Genomic DNA, 19487 nt, shown 5'->3' with positions numbered 1-19487 from the left:
TGTGCATACGCATACACTGACGAGGAAGAAGCCAGCGATCACCGATGAACCGCAGCTTCGCATCTCGAAGGAGTGAAACGCGTGTCTCTCGACCCGGTTGCCTATCTGCCCTACCAAGACCCCGACGACTTCATCCGTGAGGTCACCGATCTGATCTGGGTCGATCGGTCGATCAGCTTCATCCGCGACAACTACGAGCCCGACTCGATCGTGCACGGCGCCTACGGCACCTCGACGACGCGACAGGAGGTCATCGAAGGAACGCTCATGCGCATCTCGGCGACACCCGATCGCACCGGCCAGGCCGAAGACGTGATCTGGGAGGCTCGCGGCGACGATGCGTTCCTCAGCTCGCACCTCGTGCTGTCGGGGCACCTGCAGACCTCCTCGCACAGCCGCACCATCGCGAACTGCCTGTACCGCAAGGGCCGCATGGTCGAGGAGTGGGTCGTGCGCGACTCGCTCGCCGGCGCACTCGAACGCGGCGACGACCTCGACGAGCTCGCCCGCGCCCAGGCCTTCCGCGGCTACACGGGGTCGTGGACCGAGCCGGCGCCCGCCGATCCGATCGCGAAGGGCGACTCGGGCGTGCGTCCCGACGACCACCGCTCCGAGGTCGAGACCGTCATCGACATGATCCAGACGGTGTGGAACGACCGCGACCTGCAGAAGGTCGAGAAGTTCTTCCACCGCGACCTCGTGCTGCTCACGGTCGGCAACCGCGTCGTCATCCGGCCTGAGGGCTACCGCCGCGCACTGCTGCGATTCCTCGAGTCGTTCCCCGCCGGGCAGTTCGAGATCCGTGACATCCAGACCAACTACGACGTCCGCTATGCGGGACTGCGCGTCGCGGTCACCTGGAAGTTCGTCGGCGATTACAACGGAGCCCCGAACTACGGCAGCCTCACCGGCAAGCCCGTCGACGTGCTCGGCATCTCGCAGTTCACCTTCCATCAGGGAGCCCTCGTCAAGGAGGTGCGCCTGTGGGACGACATCGCCCTGCGCGCCCAGATCGCGGGTACCCGCGGCGACGAGCCGGCAGCCTTCAGCAACATCTACTGATCATCGACTGATCGACAAGGAGAAGAAGAAATGAGCAACGCCATCGTCGACCAGGTCGACGTCATCGTCCCCGCGGACGAGATCGCACGCCGCACCATCCGCCGCACCGACTGGGTGCCGTGCAACTCCGCTTTCATCGACTGCCGCACTCCGGGATCCGACCGCAAGGAGAACTACTCCTTCATCGGCGCCGGCGTCTCGCAGAACGCGAGCCAGTACGTGAACCTCGAGGTGAATCACGGCTTCAACACCGGAGCCGCGGGGATGCCGAACGGCATCTCGAACAACCTGCATCTGCACTTCACTGCGGAGGTCTTCATCAACCTCGGCGGCGAGTTCCGCCTCCGCTGGGGTGTCGACGGCAAGCAGGGCGAATACATCAGTCACGACGGAGACATCGTGACGATCCCCACGTGGATCTTCCGCGGGTTCACGAACGAGGGGCCGGATGACGGCATCCTCTACACGGTGCTCGGCCGCGACGACAACGGCGGCATCATCTGGGGTCCGTCGGTGCTGCGCGAGGCGGAGTCCTACGGCCTTCACCTCACGGCCGACAACAAGCTCATCGACACGGTCGCCGGTGGCGTGCTGCCCGACGATGTGCCGCTGATCACCCCGATGAAGCAGCACTACATCGACGAGCTCACGACCTACACCGTCGAGGATATGCGCTCGCGGGTCATCCAGCCCGGCGACCGCAAGTACTCGTCGGCGGCGCTGCTGTGCGCGGCGGTCGACGGCGGGCACGTCGAGCTCGCCACCGCCATCGGATACGGCATGAGCGAGAACCGTCGCCAGGTGCCGAACGTCACGGAACCCCACTCGTTCAACCTCGCGTGGGTGCGGGCCGAAGCCGGTCAGGGAGTGCTGCGCCACCGCCACGACAAGACGCAGGCGCTGCTGTTCAAGACCGGCCGCTGGGAGGTCACCCTCAACGGCGACCCGTCGACCGCCGTCACGCTGGGCGCCGGAGACACCTTCTCGGTTCCGGAGGGCAGCTGGCGCTCGTACGTCTGCGTCGAGGGCGACGAGTCCGGCACCGGCACGGTGCTCGTGATCAACGGCGGCGACGACCGCGTCTACCTCGAGTGGGCTCCGGAGGTCGTCGAAGCGGCGGCCGCCGCCGACTGGACCATCGATCCCAACGGCTACCTGGCCCCGCTGGGAGTGATGGTCACCGCCACGGAAGATGACTGAGAACGACGGGGCGCGAGGGGGTACTGCCCTCTCGCGCCCCGGCGCGTCCGTGACGGGATCGGATGCCGCTGAGCTGCGCGTCGCGGCGCTGTCGCCCGAGATCGTGCTCGGCGACGTCGACGGCAATCTCGACCGCATCCGCTCGGCGATCTCTGCCGCTGCTCGTCGGCAGGCGCAGCTGATCGTGCTGCCGGAACTCGCGACCAGCGGCTACGTGTTCGCGGATCGCGAGGAGGCGCACAGCGCCGCTCTCACCGCCGACGACCCGCGGTGGTCGACGCTGCAGGAGGCGATCTCCGCGGATGCCGTCGTCGTGGTCGGATACGCCGAAGCAGACGGGGAGCGGCTCTTCAACACCGCCGCCGTGCTCACTCGCGACGCGCGCCTGGCCGACTACCGCAAGTCGCATCTGTGGGGTGCCGAGAAGCTCGTCTTCGACAGCGGGTCCGAGGCCGGACTCGTCGTGGACGCCCCGTTCGGTCGTCTCGGCGTGGCGCTCTGCTACGACAACGAGTTCCCTGAGGTGCCGCGCCGTCTCGCGCTCGCGGGCGCGGATGTGCTCGCGCTGCCGGTCAACTGGCCGCTCGTGCCCCGGCCGGACGGCGAACATGCACCCGAGCTGATCCAGGCGATGGCGTCGGCGCGGTCGTCGCGACTGCCCGTCGTGATCGCCGATCGATGGGGGTCCGAGCGCGGCGTCGACTGGACCGACGGCACGGCGATCATCGACGAGCAGGGCTGGATCGTCGCCTTCCGCGCGGTGATGGGGGCGACGGCCGTGCTGTCGCTCGACGCCGCCCGCGGCAAGGCGCTGCCGCCGCACAACGACCTGTTCGCCGATCGGCGCGCCGACCTGTACTGGGTGGGTATGTGACGTCCGGCCCCGTGCCGGATGCAGGACCTGAGCACGGATGCAGGAACTGACCCCGTGCCGGATGGGTCCTGACCTGTGCCGGATGCAGGAACTGCCCCCGTGCCGGATGGGTCCTGACCTGTGCCGGATGCAGGAGGAGAGCACGGATGCGGGGCGGGATCGCCGATCTGGTCCTGCATCCGTGCTCTCGTCCTGCAAACGGCGCGCGGTGGGGTGGCGAGGTGGCGCCGCCCGCCCACCCGGAGTCGGCCTCAGCTCAGTGCCGTGCGACCCTGATGCTCCGGCAGGCGTTCGCGCAGCATCCGCTCGGCGAGCTCGGCGAGCTTCTGCGTCGCGGGTGAGAGCAGCACGCCCGCTCGCTGCACCAGGGCGATCGTGTCGTGCATCGGCTCGGCGAAGGGGAAGGTGCGGATGCCGGAGGGGAAGGCGTCGGACTCGGCGATCGAACGTGACACGATCGTGTCGGCCGTGCCTGCGGCGACCAGGCTGAGGGCCGTCTCGACGTGCTCGACCTCGACCGCCGGCTCGATGGTCAGGCCCCGCAGCCGTGCGCGTTCGAGCAGCTGGCGTCGGGTCGGGTCGTCCCACCCGGCGAAGGCGTCGTAGAGCACGAGCTTGGCGTCGGCGGCCTCCTCGATCGTGACCGGGCCGGCTTCCGGTGTCCGCGTGGCCGAGGCGTAGAGCACCTCGTCGCGAAAGAGCGGGCGCACCTCGAGGCCGTCTTCATCGACCGGCAGCACGAGCAGTCCGGCCTCGAGTTCGCCGGCCGCGATCGACCGGGCGACGTGCGCCGAGTTGATGCCGACCAGGCGCAACCGCACATTGGGATGCCGGTGATGGAATGTCTCGGCCAGATCGGCGAGCGCGTAATAGGCCGCGTTGCGCAGCACGCCGAAGGTGCATGTGCCCCGCTCGAGCGAGGCCAGCGCCTGGATCGTGTCGATGCCGTTCTGCACCGCGCTGACCGCCTGCGCGGCGTGCGGCCGCAGTTCGAGCGCCGCGGCCGTCGGGACGAGGCGTCTGCTGCCTCGGGCGAACAGCGTGACGCCGAGTTCCCGTTCGAGGCGCGCGACCAGCTCCGAGACCGAGGCCTGCGTCATCCCGAGGGTCTTCGCCGCCGCCGTGAAGGATCCGTCGTCGAGTGCGGCGAGGAAGGCGGTGAGCTGGGTGATGGTCACACCCAATGGTAAACCCGATGGATCGTGCAGGATCATCAGGCTTGTCTCGTGGTTGCGAGCGGATCTAGCCTTCCTGCATGCGTTACTCCTCTGCAGTGCTCGCCCGCTTCGACGGCGACTTCCACCACCTCAAGACCCCGCTCATCGACGCACCCGCCGCGCAGCGCGACCCCGCCGTGATCGAGACGGTCACGGCCATGCTCGCCGACATCCGCGAGCGCGGCCTCGACGCCGTGCTCGACTACGCGCGAAAGCTCGACAACTACCAGGGGACCGACATCGAGCTCACCCCCGAGCAGATCGCGAGCAGCGGAGAACGCCTCGCCCCCGACCTGCGGGCGGCCATCGAGCTCGGCGCCGAGCGGACGCAGGCGTTCGCCCGCGCCTCCCGCGAGCACCTGACCGACTTCGAGACCGAGTTCGTTCCGGGCATCGTGACCGGCGCGAAGTACATCCCCGTGTCGCGTGTCGGCGCATACCTGCCAGCCGGACGCTTCCCGCTCACGGCCAGCGCGTTCATGACCGTGGGCGTGGCCAAGGCGGCCGGCGTGCCGACCGTCATCGCGTGCACGCCCCCGCAGCCCGACGGCGGAGCGAACGACGCCGTCGTCTACGCCGCGCACCTGTCGGGCGTCGACCGGGTGTTCGTGATCGGCGGGGTGCAGGCACTCGCAGCCATGGCGTTCGGACTGCTCGGCGACCTGCCCGTCGACATGCTCGTCGGCGCGGGCAACGCCTACGTCGCCGAGGCCAAGCGCCAGCTGTTCGGCACGGTCGCGATCGATCTGCTCGCAGGCCCGAGCGAGGTCGCCGTGATCTCGGATGAGACGGCCGACCCCGTGCTCGTCGCCGCTGACCTGCTCGGGCAGGCCGAGCACGGGCCGAACTCGCCTGCGGCGCTCATCACGACCTCCGACGAGCACGGTCATGCCGTGATCGCCGAGATCGAACGACAGCTCGAGACGCTGGCGACGGTCGACATCGCCGGCGCCGCCTGGCGTGACTACGGCGTCGTCACCGTCGTGAAAGACCGCGAGACGGCGGTCGCTCTGATGGACGACCTCGCCCCCGAGCATCTCGAACTGCTCACGGCCGACGACGACTGGTACCACGAGAATCTGCGCAACTACGGCTCGATCTTCCTCGGGCCCTGGAGCACGGTCGCATACTCCGACAAGGGCATGGCGGGCACGAACCACGTGCTGCCCACGGCCGGCGGGGCCAAGCACAGCGCCGGGCTCTCGGTCTCGCGCTTCCTCAAGCCGCTCACGTATCAGCGCATCAGCCGTGCGGCCACGCCCGAGCTCGCGCACGCCGTGCAGGTGATCTCGGACTCCGAGGGCATGGCCGCGCACAGCGCCACGGCGACCCTGCGGTTGGACCGTCTCGGGTGACGGAGGGGCGTCGGGTGGCCTGATCCGGTGCCGACGGGTAGGTCGGTGCCGGATGCAGGACAGAAGCGCGGATGCAGGGCGAGATGGTCGATCTCGCCCTGCATCCGTGTTTTCGTCCTGCAAACGGCGCGGCGCGGACAGCGGCGCGTGGCGACGAGCCTCAGGGGGCGGTGTAGCCGCCGTCGACGAGGTGGTAGCTGCCGGTGATGAAGCTGGCGGCGTCGCTGGCGAGGAAGGCGATGAGGTTCGCGACCTCGTCGGGCTGGCCGAGGCGACCGATCGGGTGCTTGCTCACGAGGAACGCCTTGGCCTCGTCGCCCATGGTGGCGAGCAGGGGGGTGTCGATGAAGCCGGGGCCGACCGAGTTCACGCGCACGCCCTGGGCGGAGTACTCGAGGGCAGCCGACTTGGTCATGCCCACGACGGCGTGCTTGGCGGCGACGTAGGCGGGGGAGTTCGCGAAGCCGACGCTGCCGAGGATCGACGCGATGTTGACGACGGAGCCGCCGCCGTTCGCGAGGATCGAGGGGATCTGCGCCTTCATGTTGCGGAACACGGCGTTGAGGTTGATCGAGATGACCTTGTCCCACGCGGCGTCGTCGTACTCGGCGGTAGGAGCGGATGCGCCGCCGATGCCGGCGTTGTTCACGCCGATGCGCAGCGGGGCGAGCGTGTTCGCGAGCTCGACCGAGCTGGCGATCCAGTCGGTGTCCGTCGCGTCTCCGACGGATGCCTCGGCGATGCCGCCGGCGGCGCGGATCTCCTCGACGACCGCGTTCGCGTTGTCCGCGTTCAGGTCGTTGACCACGACGGAGGCGCCGTTCTGGGCGAGCAGCAGAGCGGTCGAGCGTCCGATTCCGCTGCCTGCTCCCGTCACGATCGCCGAGCGGTTCGAGACGTCGTACTGAGCCACGAGTGACTCCTCTTCCGGACGGTCACGGTGCCGGGAGATCTTCTCGGACGGTCCGTCCTAGGTCTCCAGCCTACGCCTGTCTCAGGGAGATGGATGCACGTGAATGGATCCGTGCGCGTCAGCTCACACGGCGGATCGACGCCCGCTCGATGACCGGCATGGGGATCAGCACGGCGTCGAGCGGCCGCTCGCCGAGCAGCATCTCGACCGCTGTGCGACCCATCACGTCGTACGGGAGCCGGGCGGTCGTGAGCCCCGGCCGCTGGAAGCTGGCGAGCTCCTCGTCGTCGAAGGAGGCGACCGAGATGTCGTCCGGCACCCTCAGCCCTCGCTCGGCGATCGCCTGGTACGTGCCGAACGCCACGCCGTCGTTGCCCGCCAGGATCGCCGTGAGGTCAGGGTGCGCGTCCAGCATCTGCAGGGTCCGCGTGTATCCGATGTCGGGGTTCCACTCGGGGACGTCGATGATGAGCGGATCGACGCCCGCCTCGGCGAACGCGGCGCGGATGCCGTCGAATCGCGAGCCGATGGTCACCGAGTACACGGGGGACGAGACCGCACGGGGATTGTTGCCGATCACGCCGACACGGCGATGCCCGGCATCGGTGAGCAGGCGCGCCATCGCGTGGCCCGCGACGCGCTCGTCGGGCAGGACCGAGGGGTGACCCGTCGTCGACGTGCCGTTGACGATCACGACGGGGACGTCTGCGGGCGTCTCGGGCACCTCGATCATGCGGGCGCCGAGGAGGCCGATCAGGATGCCGTCGACCCGGCGGTCGATCATCGCCTGGATCTCATCGGCGATGGTCGCGTCGTCGCCCTCGGTCTCGGCGATGAGGACGGTGTGCCCGTGCTCCTTCGCCGCCGACAGCAGGCCGCGGATCATCTCGGAGGCGTAGCGGGTGACGGTGATCTGGTCGGAGATGAAACCCAGCGTCTTCGTCTTGCCCAGGCGCAGGCTCTGAGCCGCGGGATTCGGCCGATAGCCCAGCTCCTCGGCGGCGGCCTTGACCCGTCGCGCCGCGTCGACGGAGAGTCGCGAACCCGGTCGATCGTTGAGGATCATGCTCACCGAGGCCTTCGACATGCCCGAGAGCGCCGCGACGTCGGCGAGCGTCGGTCTGCGATCCACTCTCTTCGGCATCGGCGTCCTCCAGTCGCTGCGATCCAGCATAGGCAGTGGATGCCGAGCCCCGAAACCACCCGTGTTGAATTGATTTAGCAAAATCGTTGCGACCGCGATTCGACGATGCTACTCTCGGCGATGCTGAATCAATTTAGCATCGCAGCCCGGGCTCTCGATCCGTGCCGCGAAGTCATCACACAGGAGAGAACATCGTGGTTGATCTCACTCGCAGGGCTCTGTTCGGCGCGATCGGACTGGGCATCGTCGGCACCGTCGTCTCGTGGCCGAGGCTCACCGGATCGGACATCCCCGGGCGCGGCAAGGACACTCTGACGGTCGCCCTCTTCGGCACCGCGCAGGATGCGCTGGCTCGTCAGTCGCTGATCGACGGCTTCCAGCGCAAGCACCCCGGCGTCGAGGTGCGCATCGTCGCCATCCAGGGTCAGGACTGGAGCGAGTACTTCGCGAAGATCCTCACGATGATCGCCGCGGGCACGCCACCCGATGTCGTCACCGTCGCGACCGAGGGGGCGCAGCTCTTCGCCTCGCGCCTCGCGCACCCGCTCGACGACTTCGTGCGTCGTGACGCGTCCGAGATGCAGGAGTACTTCGATGACGTGAACCCCACCCTCATCGAGGCGTTCATGTATCAGGGCAGCCTCTTCCCGATGCCCGACAACTTCAACGCCGCCAACGTGTTCTACAGCACGACGGCTATGGAGCGCGCGGGGCTGGAGCGTCCCGCGGACAACTGGACGCTGGAGGACTTCCTCGGCACCGCCCGCGCGATGAAGAAGAGCGCCTCGGGGCAGTTCCTGCCGTACTTCTGGAACAACCGGCTGTGGGGCGGAGTGGTGCCCTGGCTGTATGTGAACAACACCAGCTTCCTGCATGAGGAGAAGGCGACCGGCGGCGACTGGCTCTGGGACCGCTTCTATCCGGATCAGCCGGCCCGCAGCGGAGGCTACGTGTGGAAGCAGGCCGACGCGCTCAACGAGCATGCGGTCGAGAGCTTCTCGGTGCTCGAGCGCATGGTCTCGGAAGGGCTCGCGGCGAACCCGGCGCAGGGCGGCGGCAACGAGCTGGTCTCCCTGTTCTCCACCGGCTCCGTCGGGATGACCCCGGCCGGCGGCTTCTGGGTGCGCGGCCTCGAGGAGGCCGGCGTCGCGAACGACGCCTACGACGTCACCTACTTCCCGAGGATGGCGGGGCAGCGGCACCAGTTCGGCGCGGGCGGCTACGCGATCATGGAGACCTCGCCGCGCAAGGACGAGGCGTGGGAGTGGCTCAAGTACTGCGTCTCGGTCGAGGGCATGACGATCGCGCACTCGAAACCCGACTCGTCGCTCCCCCGTCGCTCACTCAACGCCAAGCTCTACGGCGCGGGAGTCGGGCCGGCGCACTGGGACGTCTTCTACGACACGCTCGACAAGTTCCCCGACACGGGCCCGATGCCGGCACCGCCCCAGCAGGCGGCCGTCGAATCCGCCCTGCTGAAGAACGTGGTGTCGACCATCACGAACGGTCCGTCCGGCGTCCGCCGAGGACTCGAGACCATGCAGCGAGATCTCGAGCTCGCGTTGGGGGGCAACTGATGTCCGAGAGCAGCACCCGCACCGTCACGGTGCCCACGAAGCTGCGTCGGGAGACCGGCACGGTCGCCCGATCGGGGCGCGTCTTCACCTGGGTCTTCCTCGCGCCCACGTTGATCGGGCTCGGCCTGTTCAACTTCGTGCCGATCATCGGATCGTTCGTCCTGGCGTTCTTCCGCTGGGACATCATCTCCGATCCGGTGTTCGTCGGATTCGACAACTTCGTCGACCTCGCCGCGAACCCGACCGTGAGCGTCTCGTTCCTGAACACCATCGGCTTCGTCGTCGTCGCCGTCATCCTGCAGCTGTCGGTGGCGCTGGTGCTGGCGGTGCTGGTCCAGTCCAGGATGCCGAACTGGCTGCGCACGTTCTTCCGGTCGGCGCTGTTCTTCCCGCTGATCCTGTCGGCGGCATCCGTCTCGCTGATCATGGCGTACCTGTTCAATCAGGAGTTCGGGCTCGTCAATCAGACGCTCAACCTGATCGGCATCGCGGACGTCGGCTGGTTGACGACCGGCCTCGGTGCCAAGGTCGTGGTGCTGCTGGTCTACGTGTGGCAGAACTTCGGGTTCACGTTCCTGCTCTTCATCGGAGGTCTCGCGGCGATCCCGAGTGAGGTCTACGAGGCGTCCTCCCTCGACGGCGCGGCCGGGTGGACCCAGTTCCGCATGATCACGCTGCCGCTAGTGAGCCCGACCCTGCTCGTCGCATCGGTGATGGCGATTATCAACGCGCTGCAGATCTTCGACCAGCCGTGGGTGCTGACCCGAGGCGGTCCCGGCGACGAGACCCGCACCGCGGTGATGGTGATCTACGAGTCCGCGTTCCGACAGCTCGACTTCGGCGGCGCATCGGCCATCGGCATCGTGCTGACCCTTCTCATCATGCTCGTCACGGCCATCCAGTTCCGGCTGAGCCGCCGATTCGTCTTCTACGGGTGAGGCCCATCATGACCACGACAGTGTCTTCGAAGCGTTCCTGGCTCTACACCCTCGGCACCGGCGGAAAGTTCGCCCTTCTCGGGCTCGCCGCCCTGCTGACCATCGGTCCCGTCGTCTGGACCCTGATCACGGCGCTCTCGCCGACCGACCCCGTGACCCAGGAGGTCAGCGTCGGGTTCGGTGCGTTCGCCGACGTCTTCGCCAAGATCCCGATCTGGCTCTACGCATGGAACAGCGCGCTGGTGGTGGTGCTGGTCGCCGCCGGTCAGATGCTCTCGGCCGCGATGGCCGGGTATGTGTTCGCGAAGTTCGAGTTCCGCAGCAAGAAGCTGCTGTTCGCCCTGATCCTCGCGACGATGATGGTGCCGCTGCAGGTGACGATCGTCCCCGTGTTCATGCTCGTGAGGGGCATGGGCCTCGCCGACACGCTGCTCGCGCTCATCGTCCCCGCGCTCCCGACGGCATTCGGCACTTTCCTGATGCGGCAGTACTTCATGGGCATCCCGACCGAGCTGGGAGAGGCCGCCCAGCTCGACGGAGCGGGCCCCTGGCGCACGTTCTTCGGCGTCTACCTGCCGCTCGCGACCCCGGGTCTCGCGATCGTCGGCATCCTCGCCTTCAACTACCACTGGAACGAGTTCTTCCGTCCGCTGATCATGACGATCAGCGAGCAGAACTTCACGTTGCCGCTCGGTCTGGTCACACTGCAGGGCAACCTCGGCACGGGCAGCGTGTCGACGGTGCTCGCCGGAGTGATCCTCTCGATGATCCCCGCACTCCTGGTGTTCTTCTTCGGGCAGAAGCCGCTGCGCGAAGGACTCACCGCCGGCGTCGGCAAGTGACGCACGCCCCCATCACAGAGAAAGACGACTACCCCGGTGACCCCCACTGACTCTCCTCCGGTCCGCACCACGAGCCCGCGCACGCACTTCGCACCGCGGAACAACTGGATGAACGATCCGAACGGACTCGTCTTCCACGACGGCATCCACCACCTGTACTTCCAGTGCAACCCGCACGGGATCTCGCACTCGAACGTGAGCTGGGGGCATGCGACGAGCACGGATCTCGCGCGGTGGACCGAGCACGAGCCGGCCATCCTCTCGGACGACGCGGCGCAGATCTACTCCGGCTCCGTCGTGGTCGATCACGGCAACACCTCGGGATTCGGCACCGCCGAGGAGCCCGCCCTGGTCGCCCTCTACACGGCGGCCGCTGCAGGGCATCAGGCCCAGGCTCTCGCGTACAGCACCGACGGCGGATACGTCTGGACGAAGTACGAGGGCAACCCCGTGCTCGACCGCGGTACCAGCGACTTCCGCGACCCCAAGGTGTTCCGCTACGACGACGCCGACGGCGGGTACTGGATCATGGTCGCGGTCGAAGCCCACGACCGGCAGGTGCTGTTCCACCGGTCCGACGATCTCACGACCTGGACGTATCTCTCGTCGTACGGCCCCGCGGGACCCGTCGGCGGGGTCTGGGAGTGCCCCGACATGTTCCGGCTCGCCGTCGACGGCGATGAGACCGACTCGCGGTGGGTGCTGCTCATCAGCCTCAACCCCGGGGGCATCGCGGGGGGATCGGGAACCCACTACGTCGTGGGGGACTTCGACGGCACGACGTTCCGCGCGAGCGCACCGCATCCGACTCCCTCGCGGCGGCTGATGGTCGACCGCAGTCAATCCCGAGACGAGCTCGAGGCGTACGGCTGGATCGACTTCGGCCCGGACTGCTACGCCGGTGTCACCTTCGACGGCCTCGCCGCGAGCGAGCGGACGCTGATCGCGTGGATGGACAACTGGGAGTACGCCGGCCGCATCCCCCAGGACGAGTCGTCCGAGTACCGCACCGCGATGACTCTCCCTCGACGGCTCTCGCTCACCCGCGACCGCAGTGGCGTGGTGCGTCTGCGCCAGGCGCCGGCGGTCGACGCCGCGCCCGTCGAGTTCACCGAGCTCGGCTCGATGACGGGTCCGACCACGGTGTCCGAGCAGCTGCCGGATGCCGCGCGGATCAGGGTCTCGGCGGCGTTCGGAGACGCGCGAGGAGTCGAACTGCGCCTCGAGGGCGCGGATGCGGGTGGGGTCGTGATCCGTCAGGACCGCGCGAGCGGGCGCATCGACGTCGTCCGCCCCGAGCTGATCCCTCCCGCCGGGGTCGGCGGGTCGATGTCGATGCCCGTCACTCGCCCGGACGAGATCGACTGGGAGATCTGGATCGATCGGCTGAATGACAGGGTGTCGTCTCTCGAGCTCTTCGCGGAGGACGGCGTTCGGGTGCTCACGGCGCTGATCCCTGCCGCCGCGCATCGCTCATGCGTGCTGGAGGCCTCGGGGGGAGCGCTCCTCGACGCCCGTGTCGCCGTCGCCGAGCTGCCGTGCTGACGACCGCGCGGTGCCTCGTCGTGGGGGAGGCGCTCGTCGACGTCGTCGGCGGTGTGCCCCACCCCGGCGGATCGCCGATGAACGTGGCGGTGGGGCTCTCTCGTCTCGGACTCGCGACGAGACTGCTCACGCGGATCGGTGACGACCCGCACGGACGGATGCTGGGCGAGCACCTCGCCCGGGAGGGGGTCGCCGTCGTGCCGACGAGCATGAGAGCAGGGGAGCGCACGTCCCGCGCCGTCGCCGTGATCGGGGCCGACGGGGCTGCGGCCTACGACTTCGACATCGAGTGGGATGTGTCAGCGGAGGTCGCGATCGCAGAGGCCGCCGGCGTCGACGTGGTGCATGTCGGCTCGCTCGGCGCGGTGCTCGACCCCGGAGCGGATGCCGTCCGCGCGATGATCGACGCAGTGCCCGACGGCATTCTGCGCACCTACGATCCCAACATCCGGGGCGAGCTTCTCGGGCCGCGAGCGGCCGCGACCGAGCGTATTGAGGCGATCATGGCGGCGTCGCACATCGTGAAGCTCAGCGATGAGGATGCCGAGTGGCTGTATCCCGGATGCCCGATCGATGACGTGCTCGCGCGGGTGATCGCGCTGGGTGCGCGGCTCGCCGTCGTCACCCGCGGAGGCGACGGGTGCGTCTCGCTCATCGAGGGGGGAACGGGGCCGGTCGAGAGAGAGGCGCCGCCGGTCCAGGTGGTCGACACGATCGGTGCGGGCGATTCCTTCATGTCGGGCCTCATCCACGGCGTGGTCTCCGGCGGGCTGGCGCCGGCGCTCGTCGGCGAGGTGTTCCATCCCGACGCTGGCGATCTGACGCAGTTCGAACGCGTGACCGAGGCCGCGCTCGCCGGCGCGGCCGTCACCGTGTCCCGGCGCGGCGCGAACCCGCCGCGCCTGAGTGAGCTGGCGATCTCCTCGCGCTGACGCGCCCGCACTCCCACGCACCGCACGCACCGCACTGCCGGTTCGTGCGGTGCGATTTTCGTGCGCCCATCGTGGAATACCCGGAGAGGGTATACGCTTGTGTCTAATACCCCCCTGGGGTACTAGAACGAAGACAAGGAGACATGATGACGAAGAACGAGTTCCAGGTGACGGGCATGACGTGCGGCCACTGCGAGATGTCGGTCCGTGAAGAGGTCTCCGGAGTTCCCGGCGTCGAAGACGTTCAGGTGAGCGCTCAGAACGGCACGCTCGTCGTCACCGGATCCGCCCCGATCGACGAGACGCGGATCCTCGCAGCCGTCGCCGAGGCGGGCTATTCGGCGGTGCGGACGTCATGAACTCCGGCGCACGGCTCGGCCTCTTCGGGGCCGGCCTGGTGGTGGCGTTCGGCGTGGCCTTCGGCCTCGCCGGCGTCATCATCCCCGCGAGTGCGGTGAGTGACTGGACGAAAGGTGCGGAGATGGACGAACACGACACTCACGATGCGAGTGCCGCCGGTTCCGGCGAGGGCGAGAGTGCTCCGGCGGACGACCTGAAGGGGCTCTCCCTCGGGCTCGACGGCTACACGATGTCGCCGGTCGAGGCCCCGACATCGACGGGAGAACCCGGTGAGCTGGCGTTCCGGATCGACGACGCAGACGGCATCCCGGTGACGGCGTATGCCACCGCGCACGAGAAGCAGCTCCACCTGATCGTCGTGCGCTCCGACGGAAGCCAGTACCGCCACGTGCATCCGGTGCTCGATGAGTCGACCGGCACCTGGTCGCTGCCGTGGGAGTGGACGGATGCCGGCGCATACCGCGTCTTCGCGGACTTCACGCCGGCGGGCGCCGATGCGCCGTCGCTCACTCTCGCGCGCACCGTCGAGGTGGCGGGCGAGTTCGCACCCGTCGAGCCGGAGCCCACGCAGGTCGCCGAGGTCGACGGCTATACGGTCTCGGTCGACGGGGTTCTCGAGGCCGGGGCGGTGAGCGACCTGACGTTCACCGTGACCCGCGACGGCCGGCCGGTCATCGCTCTGCAGCCGTATCTCGGGGCGTTCGGGCATCTCGTGGCACTCCGGGACGGAGACCTCGCCTACCTGCACGTGCACGCCGCGGGCGCTGAACCCGAACCGGGCGAGACGTCGGGGCCGGAGATCGCGTTCGCCGCCGAGGCTCCGACTGCCGGGCGCTACCTGCTGTACCTGGACTTCCAGGTCGACGGCGCCGTGCACACCGCCGCGTTCGTGCTCGATGCCGCTCCGGCTGACGGCGCGCCCGAATCCGACGGCGACTCGCACGACGACGCGCACTGACCGTCGCCCATCGCCCCCACCGCGGCTGTCCGCTGCGACCCACAACGACATCGCACAGAAGGAACGAACATGAGCACGTCAGCACCCTCGACCACGGGGACAGGTCTCGAGCTGGAGATCGGCGGGATGACCTGCGCGTCCTGCGCGATGCGGATCGAGAAGAAGCTGAACAGGCTCGCGGGCGTCGTGGCGACCGTCAACTACGCGACCGAGAAGGCGAAGGTCACCGTTCCCGAGGGGTACGACCCGGCCGCGCTGATCGCCGAGGTCGAGAAGACCGGCTACTCGGCGTCGCTGCCTGCCCCGAAGGGGGCGGTGCGTGACGCCGGAGATCCGGACGCCGAGGACCCGGAGCTTCGCTCGCTGCGCACTCGCCTGATCGGTGCGGTCGTGCTGACCGTGCCGGTGATCGCGATGGCGATGATCCCCGCGCTGCAGTTCACGTACTGGCAGTGGGCGTCGCTGGCGCTGGCCGCTCCCGTGATCCTCTGGGCGGCCTGGCCGTTCCACCGGGCGGCCTGGATGAACCTCCGCCACGGCACTGCGACGATGGACACGCTCATCTCCCTGGGCACATCGGCCGCCTTCCTCTGGTCGTTGTATGCGCTGTTCTTCGGCACGGCCGGCACGCCGGGCATGACCCACCCCTTCGAGTTCGCGCTCGCTCCGTCCGATGGAGCGGCGAACATCTACCTCGAGGTGGGTGCCGGTGTCACGATGTTCATCCTCGCCGGGCGCTATTTCGAGAAGCGGTCGAAGAAGCAGGCCGGCGCGGCGCTGCGTGCGCTGCTCGAGCTCGGCGCGAAGGACGTCGCCGTGCTGCGCGGTGGAGTCGAGACCAAGGTCCCGGTCGAGGACCTGCAGGTGGGAGACGAATTCGTCGTGCGGCCCGGCGAGAAGATCGCGACCGACGGCATCGTGGTGTCGGGCACGTCGGCCGTCGACGCGTCGATGCTCACGGGCGAGGCCGTGCCGGTCGAGGTCGCCGAGGGCGACGCCGTCACGGGCGCCACGACGAACGTCGGTGGGCGGCTCGTGGTTCGCGCCACCCGAATCGGTTCCGACACGCAGCTGGCGCAGATGGCCCAGCTCGTCGAGGACGCCCAGACGGGGAAGGCGGAGGTGCAGCGCCTCGCCGACCGCATCTCGGGTGTCTTCGTGCCGATCGTGATCGTGATCGCCGTCGTCACGCTGGGCGGCTGGCTCGGCGCCGGGTTCCCCATGACGGCGGCGTTCACCGCGGCGGTCGCGGTGCTCGTGATCGCGTGCCCCTGCGCGCTCGGCCTCGCGACGCCCACCGCGCTGCTCGTCGGCACGGGCCGCGGTGCGCAGATGGGAGTGCTCATCAAGGGGCCGGAGGTCCTGGAGTCCACTCGCACGGTCGACACCGTGGTGCTCGACAAGACGGGAACCGTCACCACCGGCAGGATGACGCTCGTCGACGTGTTCGTCGAGCCGGGCACCGACCGTTCGGATCTCCTGCGGCTGGCCGGTGCGCTGGAGGATGCCTCCGAGCACCCGATCGCGCAGGCGATCGCCACGGGCGCGACCCAGGAGATCGGCGCACTGCCCGCACCAGAGGACTTCGCGAACATCGAGGGCAAGGGCGTGCAGGGCGTCGTCGACGGCCACACCGTCATCGTCGGCCGGGACTCGCTCCTCGCCGAGTGGGCGCAGGCGCTGAGCCCCGAGCTCGCCGCCACGAAGGCCCGCGCCGAGGGCGAGGGCAAGACGGTCGTCGCGGTCGGCTGGGACGGCCTGGCTCGCGGCATCCTGGTCGTCGCCGACACCGTGAAGCCGAGCAGCGCCGAGGCGATCGCCCGGTTCAGGGCGATCGGGCTGACGCCCATCCTGCTTACCGGCGACAACGAGGCCGTCGCCCGGCGGATCGCCGCGGAGGTCGGCATCGACGAGGTCATCGCCGAAGTCCTCCCGGCAGACAAGGTCGCGGTCATCACCCGCCTGCAGGGTGAGGGGAAGACGGTCGCGATGATCGGCGACGGCGTCAACGACGCGCCCGCACTCGCCCAGGCCGACCTCGGCCTGGCCATGGGAACCGGAGCGGATGTCGCGATCGAGGCGTCCGACATCACCCTGGTGCGCGGTGATCTGCGCAGCGCGGTCGACGCGATCCGGCTCTCGCGGGCGACGCTCTCGACCATCAAGACCAACCTGTTCTGGGCCTTCGCCTACAACGTGGCGGCCATCCCGGTCGCGGCGCTGGGAATGCTCAACCCGATGCTGGCCGGTGCGGCGATGGCGCTGTCGAGCGTCTTCGTCGTGGGCAACAGCCTGCGTCTGCGCGGGTTCCGCAGCATCGCGACGCGGTGACCCCTAGGCTCTCGGCGACCGCCGAGACACACTGAGAACGACACCCGATACGGGAGGACGGGACCCATGACTGCACACGACGCGCACGGAACCCCCGGGGGAGGCCACCAGGTCTCGCACGACGATCACGCTCGGAACGCGGACGGGGCTCACAGCGAGCACGCGGACCACGGCGGACACGGCGGACACGGCGGACATGGCGCGCACGGTGACCACGTCGGTCAGTTCCGTCGCCTGTTCTGGGTCAATCTCCTGCTCGCCGTGCCGGTGGTGGCGTTCTCGCCGATGTTCGCGATGATCTTCGGCTACGACGTCGCCGGAGGGGCCCGGTTCATCTCGCCCGTGCTCGGCACCGTCATGTATGTCTGGGGCGGATGGCCGTTCCTCACCGGGGCGATCAGCGAGCTGAAGGCCCGCAAGCCCGGGATGATGCTGCTGATCGCCCTCGCGATCACGGTCGCGTTCTTCGCCTCATGGGGCGCGACGCTCGGCATCCTCCATCACGAGCTCGAGTTCTGGTGGGAGCTCGCACTGCTCATCGTCATCATGCTGCTGGGCCACTGGATCGAGATGAGGTCCCTCGCGCAGACGACGTCGGCGCTCGACTCCCTCGCGGCGCTGTTGCCCGACGAGGCCGAACGGGTCGAGGGAGACGAGATCGTCACGGTCGCACCCGCCGATCTCGTCGTCGGCGACGTGGTCGTCATCCGTCCCGGGGCGAGCGTTCCGGCGGATGGTCGCATCATCGACGGCACAGCCGCCATGGACGAGTCCATGGTGACGGGCGAGTCCCGCCCGGTCACCCGAGCGACCGGTGACACCGTGACCGCGGGGACGGTCGCGACCGACTCCGGTCTGCGGGTCGAGATCACCGCGACCGGGGATGACACCGCGCTCGCCGGCATCCAGCGGCTGGTGACCGATGCACAGAACTCCTCGTCGCGGGCGCAGCGCATCGCCGACCGCGCAGCCGCCCTGCTGTTCTGGTTCGCGCTGCTGTCGGCCGCTCTGACCGCGCTGGTGTGGACCCTCGTCGGGGATCCGGATGCCGCGGTCGTGCGCAGCATCACCGTGCTCGTCATCGCCTGCCCGCACGCGCTCGGCCTCGCGATCCCGCTGGTCGTGTCGATCGCGACCGAGCGCGCAGCCCGGGGCGGGGTGCTCGTCAAGGATCGCCTCGCGCTCGAGAGCATGCGCACCGTCGACGCCGTGCTGTTCGACAAGACGGGCACGTTGACGAAGGGCGCGCCGACCGTGACCGCCGTCGAGCCGACCGGTGACATCGACGCCGATCGTCTGCTGGCGCTCGCCGCCTCGGCCGAGGCCGACAGTGAGCATCCGCTCGCTCGCGCGATCGTGCGCGCGGCGGAGGAGAGAGGGCTGACGCTCTCGAAGGCCTCCGGGTTCACGTCGTCGCCTGCCGTGGGCGTGACCGCCACGGTCGACGGCAGAGAGGTGCGCGTGGGCGGGCCGAAGCTCCTCGACGAGGTGGGCGGCCGAGAGATCTCCGCCGCAGACGGGTGGCGAGACGAGGGTGCCATCATCCTGCACGTGGCCGTCGACGGACAGGTGGCCGGCGGGCTGAAGCTCGCCGACGAGGTGCGACCGGAATCTCAGCAGGCGGTCGACGCGCTCCACCGCCTCGGCGTCGAGGTCGTCATGATCACCGGCGACGCCCAGGCGGTCGCCGAGTCCGTCGCGGCGCAGCTCGGCATCGACCGGGTGTTCGCGGGGGTGCGTCCCGAAGACAAGTCAGCCAAGGTGAAGGAGCTGCAGGCAGAGGGCAAGAAGGTCGCGATGGTCGGCGACGGCGTCAACGACGCCCCCGCCCTCGCTCAGGCCGACGTCGGCATCGCGATCGGCGCGGGGACCGATGTCGCCATCGCCTCGGCCGGGGTGATCCTCGCGAGCTCCGACCCGCGGTCAGTGATCTCGGTCATCGAGCTCTCCCGCGCCGCATACCGCAAGATGCGGCAGAACCTGTGGTGGGCGGCCGGATACAACCTGCTGTCGGTGCCGCTCGCCGCCGGCATCCTGGCGCCCGTGGGATTCGTCCTGCCGATGTCGGTCGGAGCGGTGCTGATGTCGCTCTCGACGATCGTCGTCGCGCTCAATGCGCAGCTGCTCCGGCGCATCGAACTGTCGCCCGAGGCGAGTGTGCGGGGTGTGCTCGGGCGGTCCTGACGCGGGATCGCCTCGGTGATCCCGCGAACACCGAGATCTCACCGGCGCTTCAGCG

Annotated in this window: 16 protein-coding genes; 13 read left to right on the top strand and 3 right to left on the bottom strand. The window is 68.9% G+C overall.

From position 1 onward, the window contains the following. The first annotated feature begins 81 nt into the window (after positions 1 to 81). Genes ACZZZF_RS09955 through ACZZZF_RS09945 form a run of 3 tightly spaced genes read left to right on the top strand, consistent with a single transcriptional unit; the run spans position 82 to position 3136 of the window. A complete protein-coding gene (locus ACZZZF_RS09955; protein ID WP_053098470.1) occupies positions 82 to 1062 on the top strand; it encodes a nuclear transport factor 2 family protein in 981 nt (326 codons plus the stop codon). 30 nt (positions 1063 to 1092) lie between these two features. Then, entirely contained in the window at positions 1093 to 2262 is a 1170-nt protein-coding gene (locus ACZZZF_RS09950; protein ID WP_463498163.1) for a hypothetical protein, read from the top strand. Beyond that, positions 2255 to 3136 carry a nitrilase-related carbon-nitrogen hydrolase gene (locus ACZZZF_RS09945; RefSeq protein ID WP_463498162.1) on the top strand — a complete coding sequence of 294 codons (882 nt, stop codon included), beginning with the start codon at positions 2255 to 2257 and terminating at the stop codon, positions 3134 to 3136. Before ACZZZF_RS09950 ends, ACZZZF_RS09945 begins: the two co-directional genes overlap by 8 nt. A gap of 251 nt (positions 3137 to 3387) precedes the next feature. Here ACZZZF_RS09945 and ACZZZF_RS09940 read toward each other — a convergent pair whose 3' ends face one another. After that, on the bottom strand, positions 3388 to 4314 hold the full coding sequence (locus ACZZZF_RS09940) for a LysR family transcriptional regulator (RefSeq protein ID WP_053098472.1): 927 nt from the start codon (positions 4312 to 4314) through the stop codon (positions 3388 to 3390). 77 nt (positions 4315 to 4391) lie between these two features. On the opposite strand from ACZZZF_RS09940, the gene hisD reads away from it, so the two are divergent. Then, positions 4392 to 5708, top strand: coding sequence for a histidinol dehydrogenase (gene hisD, locus ACZZZF_RS09935; RefSeq protein WP_053098473.1), 1317 nt, complete (start codon positions 4392 to 4394; stop codon positions 5706 to 5708). Positions 5709 to 5868: 160 nt separating this feature from the next. Here hisD and ACZZZF_RS09930 read toward each other — a convergent pair whose 3' ends face one another. Both ACZZZF_RS09930 and ACZZZF_RS09925 read right to left on the bottom strand, forming a co-directional pair. Beyond that, positions 5869 to 6621, bottom strand: coding sequence for an SDR family NAD(P)-dependent oxidoreductase (locus tag ACZZZF_RS09930; RefSeq protein WP_053098474.1), 753 nt, complete (start codon positions 6619 to 6621; stop codon positions 5869 to 5871). A gap of 118 nt (positions 6622 to 6739) precedes the next feature. Continuing rightward, on the bottom strand, positions 6740 to 7765 hold the full coding sequence (locus ACZZZF_RS09925; protein ID WP_053098481.1) for a LacI family DNA-binding transcriptional regulator: 1026 nt from the start codon (positions 7763 to 7765) through the stop codon (positions 6740 to 6742). Positions 7766 to 7959: 194 nt separating this feature from the next. Here ACZZZF_RS09925 and ACZZZF_RS09920 point away from each other — a divergent pair, with 194 nt between their 5' ends. The 9 genes from ACZZZF_RS09920 to ACZZZF_RS09880 all read left to right on the top strand — a co-directional run bounded on the left by ACZZZF_RS09920 (position 7960) and on the right by ACZZZF_RS09880 (position 19432). Beyond that, complete coding sequence (locus ACZZZF_RS09920; protein ID WP_463498160.1) at positions 7960 to 9342, top strand: extracellular solute-binding protein; 1383 nt, start codon at positions 7960 to 7962, stop codon at positions 9340 to 9342. After that, on the top strand, positions 9342 to 10280 hold the full coding sequence (locus ACZZZF_RS09915; protein WP_201778482.1) for a carbohydrate ABC transporter permease: 939 nt from the start codon (positions 9342 to 9344) through the stop codon (positions 10278 to 10280). Before ACZZZF_RS09920 ends, ACZZZF_RS09915 begins: the two co-directional genes overlap by 1 nt. Before the next feature lie 8 nt (positions 10281 to 10288). After that, positions 10289 to 11122 carry a carbohydrate ABC transporter permease gene (locus tag ACZZZF_RS09910; RefSeq protein WP_295103831.1) on the top strand — a complete coding sequence of 278 codons (834 nt, stop codon included), beginning with the start codon at positions 10289 to 10291 and terminating at the stop codon, positions 11120 to 11122. A gap of 36 nt (positions 11123 to 11158) precedes the next feature. Next, the gene (locus tag ACZZZF_RS09905) at positions 11159 to 12667 is read left to right on the top strand and encodes a glycoside hydrolase family 32 protein (RefSeq protein WP_463498159.1); all 1509 of its coding nucleotides are present in this window, start codon (positions 11159 to 11161) and stop codon (positions 12665 to 12667) included. Then, positions 12661 to 13599, top strand: a complete 939-nt coding sequence (locus ACZZZF_RS09900) for a carbohydrate kinase family protein (RefSeq protein ID WP_463498157.1) — start codon at positions 12661 to 12663, stop codon at positions 13597 to 13599. The genes ACZZZF_RS09905 and ACZZZF_RS09900 overlap by 7 nt, the downstream gene beginning before the upstream one ends. A 146-nt stretch (positions 13600 to 13745) precedes the next feature. Beyond that, entirely contained in the window at positions 13746 to 13958 is a 213-nt protein-coding gene (locus ACZZZF_RS09895) for a heavy-metal-associated domain-containing protein (protein WP_187248995.1), read from the top strand. Further along, positions 13955 to 14917 carry an Ig-like domain-containing protein gene (locus tag ACZZZF_RS09890; protein WP_463498155.1) on the top strand — a complete coding sequence of 321 codons (963 nt, stop codon included), beginning with the start codon at positions 13955 to 13957 and terminating at the stop codon, positions 14915 to 14917. Before ACZZZF_RS09895 ends, ACZZZF_RS09890 begins: the two co-directional genes overlap by 4 nt. Before the next feature lie 69 nt (positions 14918 to 14986). Further along, the gene (locus ACZZZF_RS09885) at positions 14987 to 17248 is read left to right on the top strand and encodes a heavy metal translocating P-type ATPase (protein ID WP_463498153.1); all 2262 of its coding nucleotides are present in this window, start codon (positions 14987 to 14989) and stop codon (positions 17246 to 17248) included. A 66-nt stretch (positions 17249 to 17314) separates the two neighbouring features. Continuing rightward, positions 17315 to 19432, top strand: coding sequence for a heavy metal translocating P-type ATPase (locus tag ACZZZF_RS09880; protein WP_463498151.1), 2118 nt, complete (start codon positions 17315 to 17317; stop codon positions 19430 to 19432). Positions 19433 to 19487 lie beyond the last annotated feature (55 nt).

This window comes from Microbacterium sp. AC215, assembly GCF_979258645.1.
Note: the sequence above shows the minus strand (reverse complement) of the source record. Positions and strands in the feature narration are given on the sequence as shown.